Below are 18,775 nucleotides of genomic sequence, written 5' to 3' on the forward strand. Positions count from 1 at the left end.
CGCGAGGAGCGGCGACGCGATGCCGGCGACACTGCCGCGCTTCGGCTCCGGCAATCCGAAAGCAGCGCCGGCAGAGGCAATCACTATGTCGCAGGCCAAGACAAGTCCCGCGCCTCCAGCGACGGCCGGGCCGTTCACGGCGGCGATAATCGGTCGCGGAAAACGCAATATCTGCTCGACCAAGTCCTGATACGCGATCGCGTCCTCGCGCCATTGTTCGTGCGGTCGCGGCTGCCGGCTCGTTTCTCGCATCTCATCGAGGTCCATCCCTGCGCAGAACGCTGTGCCGGCGCCGGTCAGAATCACGGCGCGGACGCGCTTTTCCTGATGCAGGTCGTCGAATGCTTGACGCAAGTCCGCGAGCAACGCTCGGGTCAGCGCGTTCCGCTTCTCGGGACGATTGAGGATGATCGTTCCGGCATGATCGTAGACCTTGACACGAACCAACGGCGCGGACATGGCGACACTCCCCAGATCGACGATCTAAGTTTGCACGCAGAACAAAACAAGCGATGGGTGCCACTGGCGGCTTGTCCGCCAGTGCGGTTTTGGTCTCGCTGGCGCGCCCAACTCCAGCACTGGCGGACAAGCCGCCAGTGGCACCCCATCTCAAATCTTCTGCGGGTGTGCTTAGCTTGGCGCGTCCGGAAGTTCGAGTTCCAGAAGCGCGGCGCCCAACAGCTTACCTTGCGTATCGATCCGCAGCGACTCGCCCGCGCCGCCGGCCAGTGCATCGTAGAGCACGAAGTTGAACGCCCACAACTTCGGCAATTCGTAGCGCACGACGCGACTCGCGCCGAGGCTTGAGAAAAAGGCCGCGACCCGTTCGCACGTTAGTTCCCGTGCCAAACGTCGGTAGCCTTCCTCGGACCGGGCGACCACGCCAATATTGGCGTGGTTCCCTTTGTCACCACTGCGGACGTCGGCGAGTTCAACGAGTTTTTGCATAGCTGCCGCTACAGAGGAAGTGGCGTACGGAGCCCTGGGTTATTGTTGCCATTCATGGGCAGAGCGAACCTCTACGTTCGGAAGCACCAGCGACTGAGGAATCAACGTCGGCCAATACGCGTAGACGGGGCGGATATCGCTGCGCGCCGTGGCGTAGCCGGCCAGCCCCGGCGGACCGCCGGTGATCAGCGGGGCGAATTGCCGGGTGAATCGCTCCACAACTTCGCGCCGAGGATCGCGCACGGAAATCCGCAGCATCAACTCCGGCGGCGCCACAGCGCTCGCGCGCTCGGACGGTACGCCTTCACCTGTGCCGAGGAATTCCACGAGCCGCTCCGCCGGGTCGCAGTTTTCCGAGCGCAAGCGAGCGAAGATCATCTCCACGCAGCGCTGGGCTTTTTCACGGCAATCCGCGCCAAAGACCAATAACTGGCTGCTCGTGGCGTAACCGTCGTGATAGGCCAGCGAGACTTTGTAGCTTGCGGGCGCGGGACGTCCGCTGGCGCCGGACAGGCGCACGCGGTCCGGGCCGATTTCGCTCAATTCCAACGTCGTGAAGTCCACATCAACATCGGGTGTCAGATAGTGCGCGGGATCGCCGATCTCGTAGACGAGTTGCGAAACCACCGTGCGACGATTCACCACTCCGCCGCCCGGCGCCTTCGTGATCACGCATGAGCCATCGTCGGATAACTCGGCGATGGGAAAACCGAGGTCGCGAAAATCCACGTCGCGCCAGCCCGAAAAATAGCCGCCCGTGGCCTGCGCGCCGCATTCGATGACATGCCCTGCGACACTCGCCCCGGCAAGCCGATTCCAGTCGTTCCATTGCCAGCCGAACTCATGCACAGCTGGCGCAACGGTCAGCGAAGCATCGGCCACGCGTCCCGTGACGACAATCCGCGCGCCCTTTGCCAAGGCCTCGACGATCGGTTTGGCGCCGAGGTACGCGTTCGCGGAGACAACCTTCGCGGCTGGCGTGGCTGCGAGCTTTTCTGCCAGCGGCGCGCCGGTATCGAGATGTTGAAATGCACAACCGGACTTCTGCACGTCCGCCCAACTGTCCAATAAATTGTCACCGTCGACGGCCGCGATGCGACAATCGCCGAGACCTGCGTCACGGAGCATGCGCGCCGCCTGAGTGACGCAGCCGCGCGGATTGATGCCACCGGCGTTGGTGATGAGCTTTAAGCCCGGTTGTTGGCTGAGCGATGGAATCAACGAAGCGAGGACGTCGAGAAAATCGCCGGCATAGCCAAGCTGTGGATTCTTTTCGCGCTGCCGCGCGAGAATCGACATCGACAGCTCGGCCAGATACTCAAGCGTCAGGTAGTCGAGCTCGGCGCGTTCGACCATACGGCTTGGGGCGGACAAATCGTCCCCCCAAAAGCCCGCGCCGTTGCCGATTCGGATCGCCATTGCTCGCCGAGTCCTAGAGACTGCTCGCTAGTTCCACCTCGGCATTCTACGCCATGGAGGCGGCGGCATCAGGGAAGCATCCTTCAGCGACGTTGCGCGAGCGCCTATTTTGCAAACAGCCGTGTGAGCCAGTTACCCTTCGGTTCCGCGGCCGGAGCTTCTGTGTCGGCAGACGCTTCGTCGATCGGAAACTCGGCCGAGACGGGGACGATTTCTCCGGCGGCATTGGTGGTGGCCGGCACGGCGTCGGCACAGCACTGCCGGCATTCGTCGCAGAGGTATTCCACTTCCCATTTGTGGGACGGCACTTCCTTCTTCACTTCATGGACGACCAGCACGCGCTTGGTGCGAACTTGCGCGCAACGCGGCTTCCAGACGTTCCAGGAAACGCAGCAGTTCTGAGGGCAGCCGCACTCGTTCTCGGGCAGCGGCATGGCTTCGCACTTCCGCCCGCACCAGATGCTGGGGCCGGGGACGCAGAAGTCCTCGCACTTGCACTCGAAGCAGGTTTCCTTTTTCTCTTCCGTGCTCGGCACGCAGCGGCAGACGGCGCGGCAATGCGTGGTGCAGCCGCAGTGCGAGCAGGCGCAGTTTTCGGCGGACGCGAACTGGGGCGCTGCGAACGCCGCACTGAGACACAAGAGCAGCTCGAGGATGTTTCGGCGGGTCACAACGTCACTCCCTGTTGGCGGTAAATACTGCTGTGGCGGCCTCTTGCCGCCCTCGACCATTTTCATCGGCCGATGCGTGGCGTGGCGCTTTCCGAAACGGTCCTGACGCGAAAAACAGTTGCCCGCGTCGCTCCGCAAGTACTGCCTGCGTAAAATGTACGGGCGACAATCGTGCCGCCCAGGGCAGTGGCGGCGCTTGAAACCACAGGCGTTGGGGGCGGTCGGACACCCCATTGGCCGGGTTCTGTGTGTCCTCTGACCGCCCGAAATGGTATACTTCTCATACGCGTCGCGAACGGAGTGAATTCAGTTCGCCGAGAGTCGAGGCAGGCAACAAAAAAGATGGCTCGTAAGCAAGATATCGATTCCATCCTGAAGAACTGGACGTTTGAGCCAGGCGAAGTCGCTGCGCGCATCGTCCGCGGCTCTGATGGCCGCGATGTCCTCCAAATGCGGATCGAGATGGGCATCATCCAGCTTGAAGTCGCCGGGCGTCCCGACGGCGAGCGCCCCGGCGGCGCGGAGACCTACTACGACTTCTTGGTGGGGCTCGCAATTAACGTCGGCGACGACTTCGTCCTCAGCGATGAGCAATGCGCCGAGGCCGATCGGGAATTCGTCCAGTTCTACCAGCGCCGCCTTTGCTGGCTGGCGCTCCGAGAATTCGGCCACGCGGTGACGGACGCCGACCACACGTTGGCCTTCATGGATTTCTCCCGCGACCATTCCCCCAACGACGAGTGGACCGAAGCCCACGAGCAGTACCGCCCGTTCGTCCTATTCCAACGGACGCAGGCGGCGGCGCTCCAGGCGCTCGAAGAACACGGCCCGGACCGGGCGATCGAGGAGATCAACGCCGGTCTGCTCAAAATGAAAGACGCCTACACACAGTTCGACCACGACGAGCCGTTCGAAGAAGATGAGCTCGTCGAGCGTCTGATGGAGCTTCGCGAATCGCTCCGCCAGCATTTCTCGCTGGAACCAAGCCTGGACGAACAGCTCGCCGCGGCAGTGGCCAGCGAGCAATACGAACTGGCGGCCCGGCTCCGTGATGAAATCGCGAAGCGGAAGCATTCGAAGGCGTAAATTGAGCTTCGCCACAGTCTCCTTTCGCGGAGCGAAAGGAGACTGAGACGGCGACTATCGCCTGTCAGCTTGCGTTTGACCGAACGCTAATCGTCCGCGAAGAGCTGCGACTGGCGTTCTTGATGGGCGGCGTAACGTCGGAGGTATTCCTTCACGCTGACTTTGCGGCGGGTGTTGTCGGACGACATATACCGGATCACGCCAAAGATTGGCCGCTCCGGCGCCCAAGGGCGATCGTAACGCCCTAGCACCCAAAAGATGCCGGTGTACGAGTTCGGGTCGCGGCCGTCGACGGCGTATTTGTTGTTGAGTTCGATCATCGTCGCCAGGGCGGATTGCGGCGAATCGGACCATTCGAGGATCTTCTTGCCCCAGAGCATCCTCAGATAGTTGTGCATCCTCCCTTCGCGAACGAGCTGCCGCTGCGCCGCGTTCCACAATTCGTCGTGCGTGCGCGCTTGCTCGAATACTTCGAGCGAATAAATGAACGTCCGCGAATCGCCAGCATGCTTGGCGAGTGACGCTTTCGCCCATTCCGGCAGCGACTCGTATTGATCGTAGTCCTCGCGATGCGTGCAGAAGTTGAAGCCAACTTCGCGCCACGTGATCAGCTCGTCGAGAAAACCTTCGGCCGCGGGGCTCATGCCCCACCAGCCTTCGCGCGAGCCGTTGCCCTTCGCGGCGAGGCGCGAGCGATCCCAGTTTTCACTAGCTGTGACCGCACCGAACACTTGATGCGCGCCGAGATGTCCGAAATGCAAATACGGCGACAGCCCGCTGGCAACGTCATCGTCCGGCACGTTGCGGGCATCGGCGTAGCGAGGGAGACGCTGGTTGAGAAAGCGTTCCAGCGCATGTTCGGCCGCCGCGCCGCCGCCGGTAAACGCCGCCGGTCCGACGGAATGGTCGATGGGTAACGCCGCCAGGACTTCTCTTGATGCCGAGAGTAGCGCGTCCGTGGCCGCCGGCCAAGGCTGCGTGATCTCGGACGGCAACCGCATTGCGGGCGGAAGCGGCCGCTCTGTTAGAGGGGCCAGCGACGGCACGTCGCCGAGGTAGCGCGGTAACTCACGCTGCAAATGCCGGCGGAAGGCATACGCAGTCGAGAAAACCTGGCTCGCGGAGCGCATCGGGAATAGGCCATTTCCGTCGACCGCTTCCATCCTCACATCGATCCGCTCCGCTGCTGCGGCTACCATTCTTGGCAGAAAAAACGCCGGGTAATCATCCGTTACGACGACCGCCGCATCTTGGGCAAACGCTTCCAACAAGCCGCGCCCATCGCCATGGCGTGGTTCGACGTAGGGATAGTAAACCACCTGGGCTCCGGCAGCGCGGCGGCGGTTTTCGGCCATGCCTTCCAGCACGAATTTGTGTAACCGATCGCTTGCCCACGGGTAGCCGGCGCGCAACGGCTCGAAGATTACGAGCGGCTTCTTCAGATCGCACGCCCACTGCACGGCGCGGTCCAAGGCGAAGTTCCCTTGCAGGCGCCGCGCGGCGATCATCCAGTACAGGACATAGCGCCGTTCGACGCGCGGCGGCAAATCACGCATGAGGCGCACGCGCTCGGGCGGAACAACAATCGTCGACGGATCAACCGGCATGGGCGTTGTGGCGTGCGCTGAGGGCCGCGAGAATGCTTTCCACATCGTAGACGCAGCCGCCCCAGGTGCCGCCACCGAGTTGTTGGAGCGCTGCCCAAAGGCGCGTGTCGTCCGGCAACTGTGCGTCGGGACGCAGGTCGGTGCGCAGGGGCCGCGCCGCCAGCCGTGCCGTGGCCTCGTCGAGTGGATACTCTTGCTCCGCGTCGCCGATCCAGTCCACGCTGCCGGCGAGATTGATGCGGTCGATCACGATGCGAATGCGATCGCCGTCGAGCACCTTGCCGATCGGCCCGCCAGCCAACGCCTCGGGACCGACGTGTCCGATGCATGCGCCGGTGCTGACGCCGGAGAAGCGGGCGTCGGTCAACACCGCGACATCGCGCCCCCAGGCCAGATGCTTGAGCGCAGACGTGATCTGATAGGTTTCCTCCATGCCGGCGCCGCTGGGGCCGCGGCAGATTAGCACCAGGACGTCTCCGGACTGAATCGGCGCGGCGCCGCGCCCTTTGATGGCGGCCACGGCGTCTGATTCGCGCGTGAACACCCGCGCGCGGCCGGTCTTGCGGTATACGCCGTCGGCGTCGACCACTTGTGGATCAATCGCCGTGCTCTTGATGACCGCGCCCTCCGGTGCGAGATTCCCACGCGGAAAGCAAACCGTACTGGTCAGCCCGCGCGCGCGCGCCTTGTCTGGCGACATGATCACATTGTCCGCCTCGATCCCCTCGCGCTCTTGTAGCAATGCGCGCAATTGGCGACGTCGATCGGATTCTTCCCAAGTGTTGAGCACGTCGCGCCAGGTCTCCCCGGCGACGGTGAGGCAATCTAGATCCAGCAAACCAAGTCCGCGCAGGTGGAGCATCACCTCCGGCACGCCGCCGGCCAGGAACACCTGCACCGTGGGATGCCCGACGGGGCCGTTCGGCAATGCGTCGACCAATCGCGGCGTGCGGCGATTCACGTCTTCCCAGTCATGCACGGTGGGACGGGGCAGCCCCGCGGCGTGCGCGATCGCGGGGATGTGCAATAACAAATTTGTCGAGCCGCCGAAGGCCGCATGCACGACCATGGCGTTGCGAATCGACGCGCTGGTGAGCACGTCTTTCGTCTTCAAGCCGCGTTGCGCGAGATTCCATAGCGCCCGCGCGCTGCGCCGGGCCATGTCGCGCCAGAGCGGTTGCCCGGACGGGGCGAGCGCCGAATGCGCGAGCGACAGGCCGAGCGCTTCGCCGATGACTTGGGCCGTGGCGGCCGTGCCCAGAAACTGGCAACCTCCACCGGGCGACGCGCAAGCCCGGCAGCCGAGCGAGGCCGCTTCCTCGAGTGAAATCTTGCCGTGCGCGAAGCGTGCGCCGATCGTTTGAATCTTGCCGGCGTCCTCGCCATCGCTCGGCGGCAACGTCACGCCGCCTGGAACCAAGACCGACGGCAATTCGGGCACGCCGGCGAGCGCCATCATCATGGCCGGCATGCCTTTGTCGCACGTGGCCACGCCGAGGACGCCGCGCCGCGTCGGGAGCGAGCGAATCAAGCGGCGCAGGACGATGGCCGCATCGTTGCGATATGCCAGGCTGTCGAACATGCCGGTCGTGCCTTGCGAGCGGCCGTCACAAGGATCGGAACACATCGCCGCGAACGGCACGCCGCCAGCCGCCTTGATGACCCGCGCGGCCTCTTCGACGAGCAGGCCCACCTCCCAGTGTCCGGTGTGATACCCCAGCGCCACGGGCGAACCGTCCGGCGCGCGGACACCACCCTGCGTGCTCAGCAGCAAAAACTGCGGGCCTAGCAAATCCTGCGGGCGCCAGCCCATGCCCGCGTTCTGCGAGAGCCCGAACAGGTCGCCGCTGGACCAGGTCTCCAACATCTCGGCATCGAGCGGTAGCGAGCCTGTCGGCCCGGCCGCGGAGGTCTGCGTGTCGCGCAGTAATTCATCACTGACGCCGGGCGCGATCTGATCGGCCGGAAAACAATGGGAACGAGTCTCTGGCATGCGAAAGGGAAAGCAGTGGGAGGCTGAAGTTAAACCGCCAAACTGCATTGTAGCGTGCCGGCAAATGGACCGGCGGCGCAATTGCTTGCGGGATGCGTGTGCGGTTAAAATGCACGGATGCCCCCGCCTGCCTCTCCGGCGCTGTGCCCAACCTGGGAGAGGCGCTTGATCCCACACCGCCGCGAACCGGGAGACCATCGCGATGAACGCTGGCTTGACCCGAATGCGGTTTCGTGGCGGCAGCCCCACTAGCCCGACGCGCAAGCGAGGGGGCGAGGACTTCGCGCTAAAATTTCACGGCGTACTCAGTACCGTCGACTTCTCCCCCTCGCTTGCGCGTCGGGCTAGTGTAATTATCTCTGTGGCCGCCCTGTTCTTGGTTCTCACGGGGAACGTTGTCGCGGAAACGAATACGCCCGCTCCACCAGCCGTCATGGACTTCCCCGCCGCGATCCTGGCCCTTGAGCAGGGCTGCGCCGCTTGCCATAGCGAGGCGGACGGCGACGGCGGGTTCTCGCTGGCGAAGGTGGCAAGCGAGGACTCCTTGCACCTTGATCACGCGACGTGGCTCCGCGTGCGGCAGCGGTTGGCGGATCACTCGATGCCTCCCAGCGACGCCGAACCGATCGAAATCGAACTGCGGCTCCGGTTGCTGGAATGGCTCCGGGTGGCGATGCGCGAAGCGATTCAAAAGCAGGGCGAGATCGCCGGGCCGCCGATGTTTCGTCGTCTGGCGGCGCATGAGTATGCGAACACGATGCGCGATCTGCTCGGCACACATTTCAACGCGGGCCGTGGATTGCCCCAGGACGTGGCGGGCGGCGAGGGTTTCAACAATGCCGCCGAAACGCTGATCATCTCGCCAATCCACGCGGAGAAATATGTCGAAGCCGCGACCGAGGCGCTCAACTACGCGGCGCGTGATTCGCGGGCCCGCGATCGCTTGTTCCCGGATCGCCCCTCTGAATCATTGACCGAAGTCGACGCGGCGCGAGCCAACCTGAAGCGATTCGCGGATCGCGCGTTTCGTCGCCCCGTGGCGAGCGAGGAACTCGACGCATACTTCGCGCTGTATGCCGACGCACGCGCGGACGGCCTCGATTTCGAGCCGGCGCTTTTTTATGCCATGCGCGGCGTGCTGGTGTCGCCACAGTTCTTGTTCTTGAGCGAGCCGGCTCCGGCGAAATTGAACGTCTCGCAGCCGCTCAACGACTATGAGTTGGCGACGCGGCTGAGCTACTTCCTCTGGGCGACGATGCCCGACGATGAACTGCGCGCGGCGGCGGACGCCGGCAAATTGAGCAATCCGGAAGAATTGAAGCGCCAGACGGTGAGGATGCTGACCGAGAAGGGAACGCATCTCAACGACTCGATGGTGCAATTCGTCGGCCAATGGCTCGGGACCGCTGATTGGGGGAACTCCAAGGTCGCTGACGCCGAAGTGCATAAGTGGGTGCAAGATCACCACATGTCGGCGATGCGAAATCAGCCGGTGTACTTCGTCGAATCGATGTTGCAGCAAAACGGCTCGTTGCTGGACTTGATCGACTGCAATTGGACGTTCCTCAACGAAGAACTGCTGCGGGTTTACAAGATCGATCGCAAGGATATCGAAGCCCGACGGTTTGCGCAGCATCTGGTACGCGTCGAATTGCCAGATAAGTATCGCTATCGCTGCGGGATTCTCGGTTCCGGGGCGACGATGGCCGTGAGCGCTTACGCGCGGCGCAGCAGTCCCGTGCTGCGCGGCGCGTGGATTCTAGACAAGTTCCTGGGCATCGAGTTGCCGCCCCCGCCGCCGGACGTACCGAAGTTGGATGAATCGCAGGAAGTGGCTGCGGCCAAGACGTTGCGCGAGAGGTTGGAGCAGCATCGCGCCGACGCAACCTGTGCTTCCTGCCATGATCGGATTGATCCGATTGGCTTTGCCTTGGAAAACTTCGACGAGTTGGGGCGTTGGCGCGACCGCGACGATGGCGGCGAGATTGACGCCGTCGCGGTGATGGCCGACGGTACGAAGATCGAGGGTGTCAACGGCCTCAAGACGTTTTTGCTCGACAACAAAGAACAATTCACGCGGCATCTGACCGAGAAAATGTTAGGCTATGCCCTGGCGCGCGGGCTGCAACCGAACGACCTATGTACGGCGGAAAACATCGTCGAACGGCTCCCGGCCAGCGAGTACAAATCGCAGGAGTTGGTGCTGGGCATCGTGTTGAGCGAACCGTTTCGCAATAAGAGGGTGAGCGAATGAGCAAGCCACGATTGACACGCCGCACGGTGTTGCGCGGCGCAGGCGCGATGTTGGCGCTCCCTTGGCTCGAAGGGATGCAATCGGCGTTCGCCCAGGAAAACGGCGCAGCGAGCGCGGACCGACCGATTCGCATGGCAGCGCTCTTTTACCCCAACGGTTGCCGGCAGGACCGCTGGACGCCGGCGCAAACCGGCCGCGAGTGGGAAATGACGCCGCAACTGACGCCGCTCGGGGACCGCAAGGCCGACGTGTCGGTGGTGTCCGGCCTGTGGCATCAGGCCACGAATACCGGCGACGGCCACTACGTGAAAGACGCCGCCTGGCTGACCGGCACGACGATCACCAAGACCACGGGCGTCGACTTGAACAGCGGCGGCATTTCCGCCGATCAACTCGCCGCCCGGACGCTCGGAAAATTCACGCCGTTGCCGTCGCTCGAATTGGGGACGGAAGCGGTCCGCTCGGGCATCGACGCCGCGGTGGGTTACACTCGTGTCTACGGCGCGCACATCGCCTGGCGGCAACCGACGCAACCGCTGGCGAAGGAAATCAATCCGCGACTGGTGTTCGACCGGATGACGATGGTCGCCGGCGGCAAACCGGACGGGCGTTCGAATCGGCCGCTGTTGGATCGCGTGAACGAAGACGCCAAGCGGTTGAGCCAGAATCTCGGGCAGCACGACCGGCAGCGGTTGGAGCAATATCTCGAATCGGTCCGCGCGCTGGAGCAGAGGCTTTCTGATTTGGAGTCGCCCACCGAGCGAAGTTGGAAGCCGCGCGTCGATCTGGCGTTGCGCGAAGCGCCGGCCAACGACCCGAAGGAACACGCCGAACGCACGCGGTTGATGCTCGACATGATCGCGCTGGCCTTCGAGGCCGACGTGACGCGCGTGGCGACGTTCATGTTTGGCAACTCGGTGAGCGATATTAACTTCTCGTTCATCGAAGGGGTCGAAGGCAGCCATCACGAGATGTCGCATCACCGCAATGAAGAAAAGCTGCTCGATCAGTATGAGCGAATCACCAAGTGGCACGTCGAGCAATACGTCTACTTGCTCAACAAGCTGCGCTCGCTTCCCGAGGGGGACAGCAACGTGCTGGACAACAGCGCGATTCTGTTCGGCTCCGGACTGCGCGACGGCAATTCGCACAACCCACACGATCTGCCGCTGCTGCTAGGCGGGAAGGCCGGCGGGAAACTATCGCCAGGCCAGCACATTGCCGCCAAGAAGGACAATCCGATGGCGAATCTGCTGCTCACGATGCTGCAAGCCGTCGACGTTCCGACGAAGCACTTCGCGGACTCGACCGGCCCGATGACGGAGTTGATCGCCTAACGGATTCGCAACCGCGAAACACGCGAAAAGGCGCGAAAGAAAATCGGACAATGTTGCATTCTTTTCAGTCAACGCCATGAAGTTGGATTCGCGCCATTGCAGTTTGGCGGTTTCACCAAAGTGTGCCCCCGCTTTTCGCGTCTCTTTCGCGCATTTCGCGGTTCCAATCCGAAGCCCGGCCGATTCCGATTGAAGCGAATGCGCGTGTTTTGCCGATTTTGCCGAAGGAGCCGTGCTGGGGTGCGCCGCTGAAGCTGCGCGACGGCAGGCTGGGAAGGCTGCGTTGAACGCAGGCCGGATAACGAGGCAAGATGCGGCGGCTCGGCGGAATACTCACGCTAGGAATGGTGATGCTGGTTTGCGCCGGCGTCGTCCGGCAGGCCGCTGCGCAGCCATATCCGGATCCCGCCGAAGTGGTCGTCTCGCCGTGGGAAGCGCCCGGCAAACGCCAACCGCCGCAGGGATTTCAGCCTCCGCCGCCGGAATGCTGTCCGCTGCGGCCTCAGCTCTATTATCAACTTGAGTTCATGATGTTCGGCCGCGTGCCGGGCAACGCCAGGACGCTGGTAATTGACGACGCGACCGGCGTTGAAGTGTTCAACACGAACGACGTCGGCCTCGGGTTTCCGGCCGGCCCGCGATTGTTATTGGGCGTGCGTTTCCATCCGCGCACCGCGGTGGAGTTCAGCTACTTTGGCGTGCGTGACTGGGACGCGACGGAATCCGTGTTCGGCGACAACAACCTGAGCCTGCCGCCCGACATCGGCCCGGCCACGCTTGATTTTCAAGACGCCGACCAGATGGACTTCACGCTCAACACGCAGTTACACAACTTCGAAGCGAACGTCCTCTGGTCGTACACGCCGACGATTTCGTTCCTGGCCGGCATGCGCTCGATCGACCTGGAAGAAGAGTTCCGACTGATCTCGACCGATTCCGATAGCGGCCGCAGCAATTACAACGTGACGACCAGTAACGCCATGTTCGGCGGGCAACTGGGTGCGATGTACAAGCGGCAGAATCCGATCTTCGGCTGGGAAACGGTCGGTAAGCTCGGCATGTACGGCAACAATGTCAACCAGAGCAATTTCCTCGGCGACTTCAATAACACGTTCGTCTTGCGCAACTTTGAAGTCAGCGATACCAGCGCCGCCTTCACGGGCGAGTGGGGCGTCAACGGCACGATGAAATTCGGCGACCTCTCGCTCCGCGCCGGTTACCTGATGCTAGGCATCATGAACGCCGCCGACGCAGTGAACAATCTCGACTTCACCGACACGCCCACGAGCGGCACCAACGTCGACGCCGACAGCACGATCTACATCCACTCGCTCACGGCCGGTGCGGAACTGCGCTGGTGAACGCCTTTAAACCGCGGAGGCGCTGAGACGCGGAGGGGAGGTGTTGCCCGCGAAACACGCGAAATAACGCGAAAAACAGGAAGGCTGTTCGTGAGTGTTTTCTAAGCTCTCGATCTCTAACTTTTCGCGTCATTTCGTGTGTTTCGCGGGCAAAACCTCCGTGTTCTCCGTGCCCTCTGTGGTGAACCTCCCGAGTTACTTCGCCGTGCCCAAGGCGTGGCAACTGGAGAGGTTGCCGTCGCTGTCGAACGCGAGTGAGCGGAGCGGCGTGAGGATTTCCAGGTCGGGGCGTTCTTTCGCTTCCGGCAGGTAGAACGCGGAGCACTCGACTTCCGCGATTTCCAGGGTGTTGGTGATCCAGAGGATCTTCGCGTGGGGCGGGTCGGTGAGGCCGATCGTTGGCAGTGCCGCGTCGAGGATTTCGCGGTCGGTTTCGAAGTCGATGGGCAGCATCGCGGCCGAGGTGTGGCCGCTGGTGAGGCAGTTAATGCGGGTCTTCACCATGTCCGTGGCGCGGAGCGTGCGCGTGGTCACGAAAGACGCCATGCCGATGCCCGAGGCGTTGCCGTGCGTGGCTTCGGTCAGCCCGCGGACGACGATTCGTTTGACCTGCGGGAATTCGTCCGGCGAGGGGCCGTGAAAGTTCTTTTTGCGGCCGACGACGTTGGTGTCCATGCCGGCGCCGCTGATGTTCTTGCCGAGTTCATCGACGAGCAAGATATCGACTTTCTTGAACGGCAACCGCGGCATCCACTGGCGGGCCTGCAACAACAGCTCCTTCTCCCGGGCTTCCAACTCTTCCGGTGAGACGGCGGCGAGCTTGGCGGTTTGGTCGTAGCCGTTTTCGAGCGTGGCCAGCGCGCCGACGATGCGGCACTTTTGCAGAACTTGCCCAGCGACGCTGCGCAGAATCTGACCGAAGCTGTAGTCCTGAATCGCGCGGTGGTAGACCTTGGCCCCTTCGTGCTTGCCGAGTCCGATCAGCATCATCTTCATCAGGCCGGATTCGATATCGCCGACGAAATCGGTGTGCGGCTTGACGCGTCCGACGACGAAGACGTGGTCGGCCTCCGACGCGTGACGATCGAAATGGACCGGAAAACCCTCCGCGGTTTGGCAGACAATCACCGTCTCCATGCTGGCCTTGATGGGGCAGCCGCAGTAGGGCTCCGTGATGCCATAGTCGTGCAGAATCTGCGTTTGACCCTCCGGCGTGCCGCCGCCGTGGCTGCCCATCGCTGGCACGATAAACGGCTGCGCGCCGAGTTGTTGCATGTGCTGGACAACGCCGCGAATGATCTCCTTGATGTTCGCGATGCCGCGGCTGCCGGCCGTGATGGCGACCGATTGCCCCGGCTTAATCCGCTGACTCAGTCGCAACGAGGCGAGCTGCAGCTCCACTTCGCCCGGCACGTCCTCGACGCGCGGGGCCTCGAAATGCTGGCGAACGCGGAAGAATTGCGGGTAGGAGGACATGGGAGGAAAGTCGGTAGTTTGAAGTTGGAGAAGCAAACTCGCGACGTATTAAGCCCAGGGGTGGTCGTCCACGAACATGTCAAACAGTTGTCTTGTGCCGACCTCCCCTGGGATTCGGCGCTGTTTCCCAGGGATGGCCTCCGTTGATTTGCAAAAGATAGCGGCAATTTTGTTCGGCCATCCCCGGGCTTGTTCGTGAGTGACGTTGTTAGTGCGCGGCGATTGGTTCCGCTGGAGGAGTCGGCGCTGGTGCTGGCTTGTGTCCGCCCTTGGGAGCAAAGATCAGCACGGTCACGGCACCGACGGCGACGATGATCAGGCCGGCGTAGAAGACGGGATTCACTGCGTTGAAGTTGCCTTTGGTCAGCATCGTGGTCAGCGTGTTGACGACGGGGGCGACGCCGAACACGAGCGGCATCACGTAGACCGGCTTGCCGCCAAAGTTGAAAGCGAGAATGATGCCGAGCGCGCCAATTGCACCCGCGGCGCCGCCAGCCAGACTCCACAAGGTTCCGGGAATGTTGGTCCACGTGCCTGGCTCCGGCGTGGCCGCCATGACGGACAAGGGCAGAATCACGGCGATCAGGAAATACGCCAACCCCACGCAGACCAACGGTCGCAAGCGGCTCCCTTGCATCGCGGACTGGCCTTTGTGCAACACCGGACCGTACACGCCCCAACTCAGCGCGGTCACGGTGACCCACGAGGCGACTTGCATCAATTGCGATGTCGTCAGCGCTGCGCTTTCTCGGGCGGGCCCTGGCTTGAAGATCAACACGGTCGCCGCGCCCGCCACGACGAGGATCAAGCCTGCGAAGAACAACGGCCCGGCTTCTTTGTAGGACTTATTGAGATACATCGTGAAGAAGGTATTCACCACCGGTGCGCCGCCGAACACGAGAGGCATCACGTAGATCGGATTGCCCTGGTTCTTGAAGGCCATGATGATTCCCAGCGCACCTAAGGCTCCGGCAACGCCAGCGGCCAGGCTCCAGACGGTTCCAGTCACCGTCCATTTGCCGGCTTCGCCGCGGGAACGCAACAGGACCGCCGGCACGACCACGGCAATCACGAAGTACGCCAGGCCGACGCAAGTGAACGGCCGCCACATGCTGGAAACGTGCTGGCCGTTGATCATGGCGCCCATGCCATGTTGGCCTTCGTGCAGCACGGGTCCGTAAACGCCCCAACAGATCGCCGTCAAGGCAATACTCAACAGGACGGCTAACATACCTTTCATCGGGGGTGCGGCTCCGGGCGGGAAAAGAAATGAGGCGGGCAAGTCGACCACCCTATCCTACCCCGCTGGGCTAGGACGCTCAACGCCGCGCGGTCGCTGCCCCAGGACAATCGCAGCCACAGTCATTTGGAATGCCCTGGCTTGCGTTTACCCCCGCTTGATGTTGCCCGAAGTCAACGAAAACCGCGGCGATGTTGCTCTGCCGCAACCTGGATTTCCTCGGTCCGTCGTCTCGCAAATCGCTGAACTAAGCTTCCAGAAACGATCGCTTTCGGCCCCTTGCCAGCGAGATGAAACATGGGCGCGGAACCTTGGCAGTATTTCGTTCCGTTCGAGCAAGATTTTCAACGCGCGCTCGACAAACTCAAGGAACGTGAGTTCGTCGCTGGGCGTTTTCGCTACAGCGAGGAAGGGCCGACTTCGATCGAGGAAGCCCGGGAAATCGCCGACGCTGACGGCACTGGTTCGATTCTGGACATCGACCGCGTCGACGCCGATGCGGACTTCGGCGTCGTGGTGCCGCTCAGCGATGCGCAAGTTCAAGAGTTCTTCGGCACCGATCGTCCCACACGGGCCGTGGTTCAGGCGAGCGATGATCTCTACGAGGACATCGAACGCGGCCAAGGCGTTTGCTGCACCGTCTACGTGAACGGTCAGCCGAGCGAGATCTGCTTCTGCGGCTATTCCTACGATTGATTTCATCAAGGATCGCGTCATGAACCAAGACCTGGCGACCTCGAAATACTTTGATGCGAGCGCATCACTTGCGCCGTTAGAACTTCCCAAAGCGCCCACGGCTGCGCCGGCAGAGCGTTCTTTTGGGTTGTTTCAGATCTGTCGGACCCTGTCGATGTGCGTGTTCATCGCGGTCTTCACCTGCGGCGGCGTGTTGCTGTGGACCAATCGCGACGACATCAACGATGGCGCGAAGTCCGCGCGACGCCGGACGAGCAATCCAATTGATTTCATGCTCTGGCTCGGCGGCTCCGACAAAACGTTCGAGGACGCGATCGTCGAAGCGTCGGAGCGCCAGGAGGCGGAATGGGATCGCATCACGGATGAGAACAAGTTCGAAGGCTTCGACCTCGATCAGATCGAAAACGAACTGATCCCGCTCGGCAGCGAAGACAGCGACCTCGATTTTTCGAGCGACTTCGAGCAATAGTTCACCACGAAGTCATGGAGACGCGGAGAGGGGCGAATCCACTCACTGCGGCGCGGCAAATCGCTGATCTTTGATTGTCGAGCCGTCCGGCAGTCTCAACTCGTTCAGGTCGATGATCTCGCCGTCGATCACCAGTTCCACGTCGATGCGGGCGCGGTGGTAGAAGCCGCGGAACTTTTCGCCTTCGGCGTAGGGGTCGGCCGGTGTCCACGTCATGCGGCCGTCCGCGCCGGTATCGCCGACGACATACTCCGGCAGCGCACCGTCTTTGCCGATGAGCTCCGGCGGCCACGGCGCGCCGGCTTTCAAGGCCTTGCCGTCTTTGACCCGTTGCTCGTAATCGACGGGCTGATTCGGATCGGTCGCTTCTTTGGAAGTGTATCCTTCCGACGGGCCGTAGATGCGAATCGTCGCCTGCTTGCCGTGGAGAATGCTGCCCCAGTTGGGATCGTCGCCGTCGCTGACTTGGGTAAGCGTGACCCGCCCGCCGGGCGTGAGCAACTTGAGCACCGCCGGCCAAATGCGGTCAAAGGTCTCGCGATCGGCGATTGGAAGCTCGTAGATATTCTCCTGAATACCGGTCCCGACGCCGATCGTCCGCGACGTGGCCCGCAGTGGTTCCAAGGCGTCGCCCCATTCCTTCGGCCAATTGCCCGTATCAGCGGTAAAAATGGCGGCCTGCGTCTGCGAACTCAGCGCAGCGAACATCAAGACCGCAACGAACAATCGAACGATGCGCATGGATCTGCTCCTGGAATGCCCTTCTGCCGGACGGGAACATTCCCGCGGCCGGACGCAATAACAGACGAAGCAACCCGCGGCCCGGATTCCAACAACACCAACCCGGAAGCGCCAGCGAGGGGGAGAGGACGCTGAATTCAGCGCGATGTCATGCTGAGGACGCCGCCTGCTCCCCATAGCTGGCACGTAAGGAAAGTGCGGGAAATTTAACCACTGCGCCCGCGTCGGCGAACCTGCGACGCCGTCCTTCTAAATGGAAAGCAAGACAAAAGCGAACATTGCCACGAAGAGACCGATCGTCGCGCAGCTCAGCGCGGAAACAATCGTCGCCCAAACATACCGGGCGCGAAACCACAGCCACGCCGCCAACAGCCAGCCGGCGCCGCAACCGCCGAACATCAAAATGCCGGCGATGAATTCGCCGATCGGGGACATCGACCGGTTCGTGCCCATGGCGACGCTGAGAAGATTCAGCGCCCAAAGCAGCAGGTGCAGGCCGCCCAGAAACAGAGCGATGCCCGTGGGAACGAACCGCCAAGCGGACAGACCTTGTTGGGCGAGCTGGGCCGAGACGAGTGGCGATTGGTAGGGGTTTCCTTCGTTCATGTTGGCCATTCTAAGCTGCCGCTCTACTGATTGCACTGGCACGCGTTTTTCGCGGGAGAAATGAGTCAACCGAGCAACTTCAGTTTGCTGGCCAGGAACATGAGCAGTATTGCGCCGACGGTGAAGAACGCCGCCGCCCACCATTGCGCTCGCCACCAGAAGCGCGTCGCCAGCGTCCAGGCAATCGCGACGACCAGGCGCGCTCCGATGATCGACGCAAAATAAACATCGCGATACATCGGCAAGCGGACGGACGCTAAAACCTGGTCAATCGCCGCGTAACCAAAGGCGACGGCGTAAAGGCCGCATAAGATCGTCGGCAGAATGCGCCAACGGAATCCGGACTTTGCCGGTTGTGGATCGGCGGTCGACCGCGGCGATGCGTAGGGGTTGTCGTTGGTCATGCCCGAGTTCACATCATCTCCGTGATAATGATCGCCCCGATGGGCGCCACGCCAAGAATCGTTAGTCCCCAGCCCCAGCGATCGCGCCTGCGCCACCAGGAGATCGCCGCGGTGAGCCAGATCAGACCGAAGGAAAAATAGCCCAGCAATACGCAATGCTGCCAGAGCTGCAGCGTCTGCAACAGCCTTTGATTCGTGTAGTACCAACTCCAAAAGAGAATCGCTACGCCGAGGCACAAGGTTGCTGGAATTGCACAGAACAGCGCGGCGGCAGTTCGCCAAATACCACGGGGCGGCGCCGGCGCGGCATCAGCTCCGCCCCCGGCCGTCAATGGCGATTGATAGGGATTGTCGGTTATCTCCATGCGGCGATCTCTCCGGCGCGCTCCAGGCGCTCACGGTTCTGGCTCTATTTCTGCTCTCCCACATCCTCCCCCACTCCGTGTCCTCCGTGCTCTCCGTGGTGA

Annotated in this window: 18 protein-coding genes; 6 read left to right on the forward strand and 12 right to left on the reverse strand. The window is 62.4% G+C overall.

Annotated elements, in window-relative coordinates; all coding sequences use genetic code 11:
- From SGJ19_26400 to SGJ19_26415, 4 genes are all read right to left on the reverse strand, one after another.
- A partial coding sequence (locus SGJ19_26400) for an enoyl-CoA hydratase/isomerase family protein (protein ID MDZ4783794.1) occupies positions 1-459 on the reverse strand: 459 nt, incomplete at its 3' end.
- Between the two features lie 171 nt (positions 460-630).
- Entirely contained in the window at positions 631-948 is a 318-nt protein-coding gene (locus SGJ19_26405; protein MDZ4783795.1) for a hypothetical protein, read from the reverse strand.
- Positions 949-987: 39 nt separating this feature from the next.
- The gene (locus SGJ19_26410; GenBank protein ID MDZ4783796.1) at positions 988-2,367 is read right to left on the reverse strand and encodes an acyclic terpene utilization AtuA family protein; all 1,380 of its coding nucleotides are present in this window, start codon (positions 2,365-2,367) and stop codon (positions 988-990) included.
- 104 nt (positions 2,368-2,471) lie between these two features.
- A complete protein-coding gene (locus tag SGJ19_26415) occupies positions 2,472-3,038 on the reverse strand; it encodes a hypothetical protein (protein MDZ4783797.1) in 567 nt (188 codons plus the stop codon).
- 342 nt (positions 3,039-3,380) lie between these two features.
- On the opposite strand from SGJ19_26415, the gene SGJ19_26420 reads away from it, so the two are divergent.
- Positions 3,381-4,124, forward strand: a complete 744-nt coding sequence (locus SGJ19_26420; protein ID MDZ4783798.1) for a UvrB/UvrC motif-containing protein — start codon at positions 3,381-3,383, stop codon at positions 4,122-4,124.
- 86 nt (positions 4,125-4,210) lie between these two features.
- Here the strand turns inward: SGJ19_26420 and SGJ19_26425 are convergent, their stop codons facing one another.
- Both SGJ19_26425 and SGJ19_26430 read right to left on the reverse strand, forming a co-directional pair.
- A complete protein-coding gene (locus tag SGJ19_26425; GenBank protein ID MDZ4783799.1) occupies positions 4,211-5,731 on the reverse strand; it encodes a deoxyribodipyrimidine photolyase in 1,521 nt (506 codons plus the stop codon).
- Positions 5,721-7,724, reverse strand: coding sequence for a YjhG/YagF family D-xylonate dehydratase (locus SGJ19_26430; protein ID MDZ4783800.1), 2,004 nt, complete (start codon positions 7,722-7,724; stop codon positions 5,721-5,723). Before SGJ19_26430 ends, SGJ19_26425 begins: the two co-directional genes overlap by 11 nt.
- A gap of 202 nt (positions 7,725-7,926) precedes the next feature.
- Here SGJ19_26430 and SGJ19_26435 point away from each other — a divergent pair, with 202 nt between their 5' ends.
- From SGJ19_26435 to SGJ19_26445, 3 genes are all read left to right on the forward strand, one after another.
- Entirely contained in the window at positions 7,927-9,978 is a 2,052-nt protein-coding gene (locus SGJ19_26435; protein MDZ4783801.1) for a DUF1588 domain-containing protein, read from the forward strand.
- Positions 9,975-11,315, forward strand: a complete 1,341-nt coding sequence (locus SGJ19_26440) for a DUF1552 domain-containing protein (protein MDZ4783802.1) — start codon at positions 9,975-9,977, stop codon at positions 11,313-11,315. Before SGJ19_26435 ends, SGJ19_26440 begins: the two co-directional genes overlap by 4 nt.
- 311 nt (positions 11,316-11,626) lie before the next feature.
- Entirely contained in the window at positions 11,627-12,676 is a 1,050-nt protein-coding gene (locus SGJ19_26445) for a hypothetical protein (GenBank protein ID MDZ4783803.1), read from the forward strand.
- 195 nt (positions 12,677-12,871) lie between these two features.
- On the opposite strand, the gene SGJ19_26450 is transcribed toward SGJ19_26445, so the two are convergent.
- The gene (locus SGJ19_26450) at positions 12,872-14,152 is read right to left on the reverse strand and encodes a lactate racemase domain-containing protein (GenBank protein ID MDZ4783804.1); all 1,281 of its coding nucleotides are present in this window, start codon (positions 14,150-14,152) and stop codon (positions 12,872-12,874) included.
- 208 nt (positions 14,153-14,360) lie between these two features.
- Positions 14,361-15,392, reverse strand: coding sequence for a hypothetical protein (locus tag SGJ19_26455; protein MDZ4783805.1), 1,032 nt, complete (start codon positions 15,390-15,392; stop codon positions 14,361-14,363).
- Positions 15,393-15,689: 297 nt separating this feature from the next.
- On the opposite strand from SGJ19_26455, the gene SGJ19_26460 reads away from it, so the two are divergent.
- Both SGJ19_26460 and SGJ19_26465 read left to right on the forward strand, forming a co-directional pair.
- On the forward strand, positions 15,690-16,088 hold the full coding sequence (locus SGJ19_26460) for a hypothetical protein (protein MDZ4783806.1): 399 nt from the start codon (positions 15,690-15,692) through the stop codon (positions 16,086-16,088).
- 19 nt (positions 16,089-16,107) lie between these two features.
- A complete protein-coding gene (locus SGJ19_26465) occupies positions 16,108-16,557 on the forward strand; it encodes a hypothetical protein (protein ID MDZ4783807.1) in 450 nt (149 codons plus the stop codon).
- 42 nt (positions 16,558-16,599) lie between these two features.
- On the opposite strand, the gene SGJ19_26470 is transcribed toward SGJ19_26465, so the two are convergent.
- The 4 genes from SGJ19_26470 to SGJ19_26485 form a co-directional block, all read right to left on the reverse strand.
- The gene (locus tag SGJ19_26470) at positions 16,600-17,298 is read right to left on the reverse strand and encodes a hypothetical protein (protein MDZ4783808.1); all 699 of its coding nucleotides are present in this window, start codon (positions 17,296-17,298) and stop codon (positions 16,600-16,602) included.
- 249 nt (positions 17,299-17,547) lie between these two features.
- Complete coding sequence (locus SGJ19_26475) at positions 17,548-17,904, reverse strand: hypothetical protein (GenBank protein MDZ4783809.1); 357 nt, start codon at positions 17,902-17,904, stop codon at positions 17,548-17,550.
- 65 nt (positions 17,905-17,969) lie between these two features.
- Entirely contained in the window at positions 17,970-18,308 is a 339-nt protein-coding gene (locus tag SGJ19_26480) for a hypothetical protein (GenBank protein MDZ4783810.1), read from the reverse strand.
- 8 nt (positions 18,309-18,316) lie between these two features.
- A complete protein-coding gene (locus SGJ19_26485) occupies positions 18,317-18,673 on the reverse strand; it encodes a hypothetical protein (protein ID MDZ4783811.1) in 357 nt (118 codons plus the stop codon).
- Positions 18,674-18,775: the final 102 nt, after the last annotated feature.

Source organism: Planctomycetia bacterium (genome assembly GCA_034440135.1).
Taxonomy (GTDB): domain Bacteria; phylum Planctomycetota; class Planctomycetia; order Pirellulales; family JALHLM01; genus JALHLM01.

Bases quoted from the DNA above. Each gene is read 5' to 3' on its own strand.
- SGJ19_26405 (MDZ4783795.1), bottom strand. From the start codon at position 948: ATGCAAAAACTCGTTGAACTCGCCGACGTCCGCAGTGGTGACAAAGGG.
- SGJ19_26410 (MDZ4783796.1), bottom strand. From the start codon at position 2,367: ATGGCGATCCGAATCGGCAACGGCGCGGGCTTTTGGGGGGACGATTTG.
- SGJ19_26420 (MDZ4783798.1), top strand. From the start codon at position 3,381: ATGGCTCGTAAGCAAGATATCGATTCCATCCTGAAGAACTGGACGTTT.
- SGJ19_26425 (MDZ4783799.1), bottom strand. From the start codon at position 5,731: ATGCCGGTTGATCCGTCGACGATTGTTGTTCCGCCCGAGCGCGTGCGC.
- SGJ19_26430 (MDZ4783800.1), bottom strand. From the start codon at position 7,724: ATGCCAGAGACTCGTTCCCATTGTTTTCCGGCCGATCAGATCGCGCCC.
- SGJ19_26435 (MDZ4783801.1), top strand. From the start codon at position 7,927: ATGAACGCTGGCTTGACCCGAATGCGGTTTCGTGGCGGCAGCCCCACT.
- SGJ19_26440 (MDZ4783802.1), top strand. From the start codon at position 9,975: ATGAGCAAGCCACGATTGACACGCCGCACGGTGTTGCGCGGCGCAGGC.
- SGJ19_26445 (MDZ4783803.1), top strand. From the start codon at position 11,627: ATGCGGCGGCTCGGCGGAATACTCACGCTAGGAATGGTGATGCTGGTT.
- SGJ19_26450 (MDZ4783804.1), bottom strand. From the start codon at position 14,152: ATGTCCTCCTACCCGCAATTCTTCCGCGTTCGCCAGCATTTCGAGGCC.
- SGJ19_26455 (MDZ4783805.1), bottom strand. From the start codon at position 15,392: ATGAAAGGTATGTTAGCCGTCCTGTTGAGTATTGCCTTGACGGCGATC.
- SGJ19_26460 (MDZ4783806.1), top strand. From the start codon at position 15,690: ATGGGCGCGGAACCTTGGCAGTATTTCGTTCCGTTCGAGCAAGATTTT.
- SGJ19_26465 (MDZ4783807.1), top strand. From the start codon at position 16,108: ATGAACCAAGACCTGGCGACCTCGAAATACTTTGATGCGAGCGCATCA.
- SGJ19_26470 (MDZ4783808.1), bottom strand. From the start codon at position 17,298: ATGCGCATCGTTCGATTGTTCGTTGCGGTCTTGATGTTCGCTGCGCTG.
- SGJ19_26475 (MDZ4783809.1), bottom strand. From the start codon at position 17,904: ATGAACGAAGGAAACCCCTACCAATCGCCACTCGTCTCGGCCCAGCTC.
- SGJ19_26480 (MDZ4783810.1), bottom strand. From the start codon at position 18,308: ATGACCAACGACAACCCCTACGCATCGCCGCGGTCGACCGCCGATCCA.
- SGJ19_26485 (MDZ4783811.1), bottom strand. From the start codon at position 18,673: ATGGAGATAACCGACAATCCCTATCAATCGCCATTGACGGCCGGGGGC.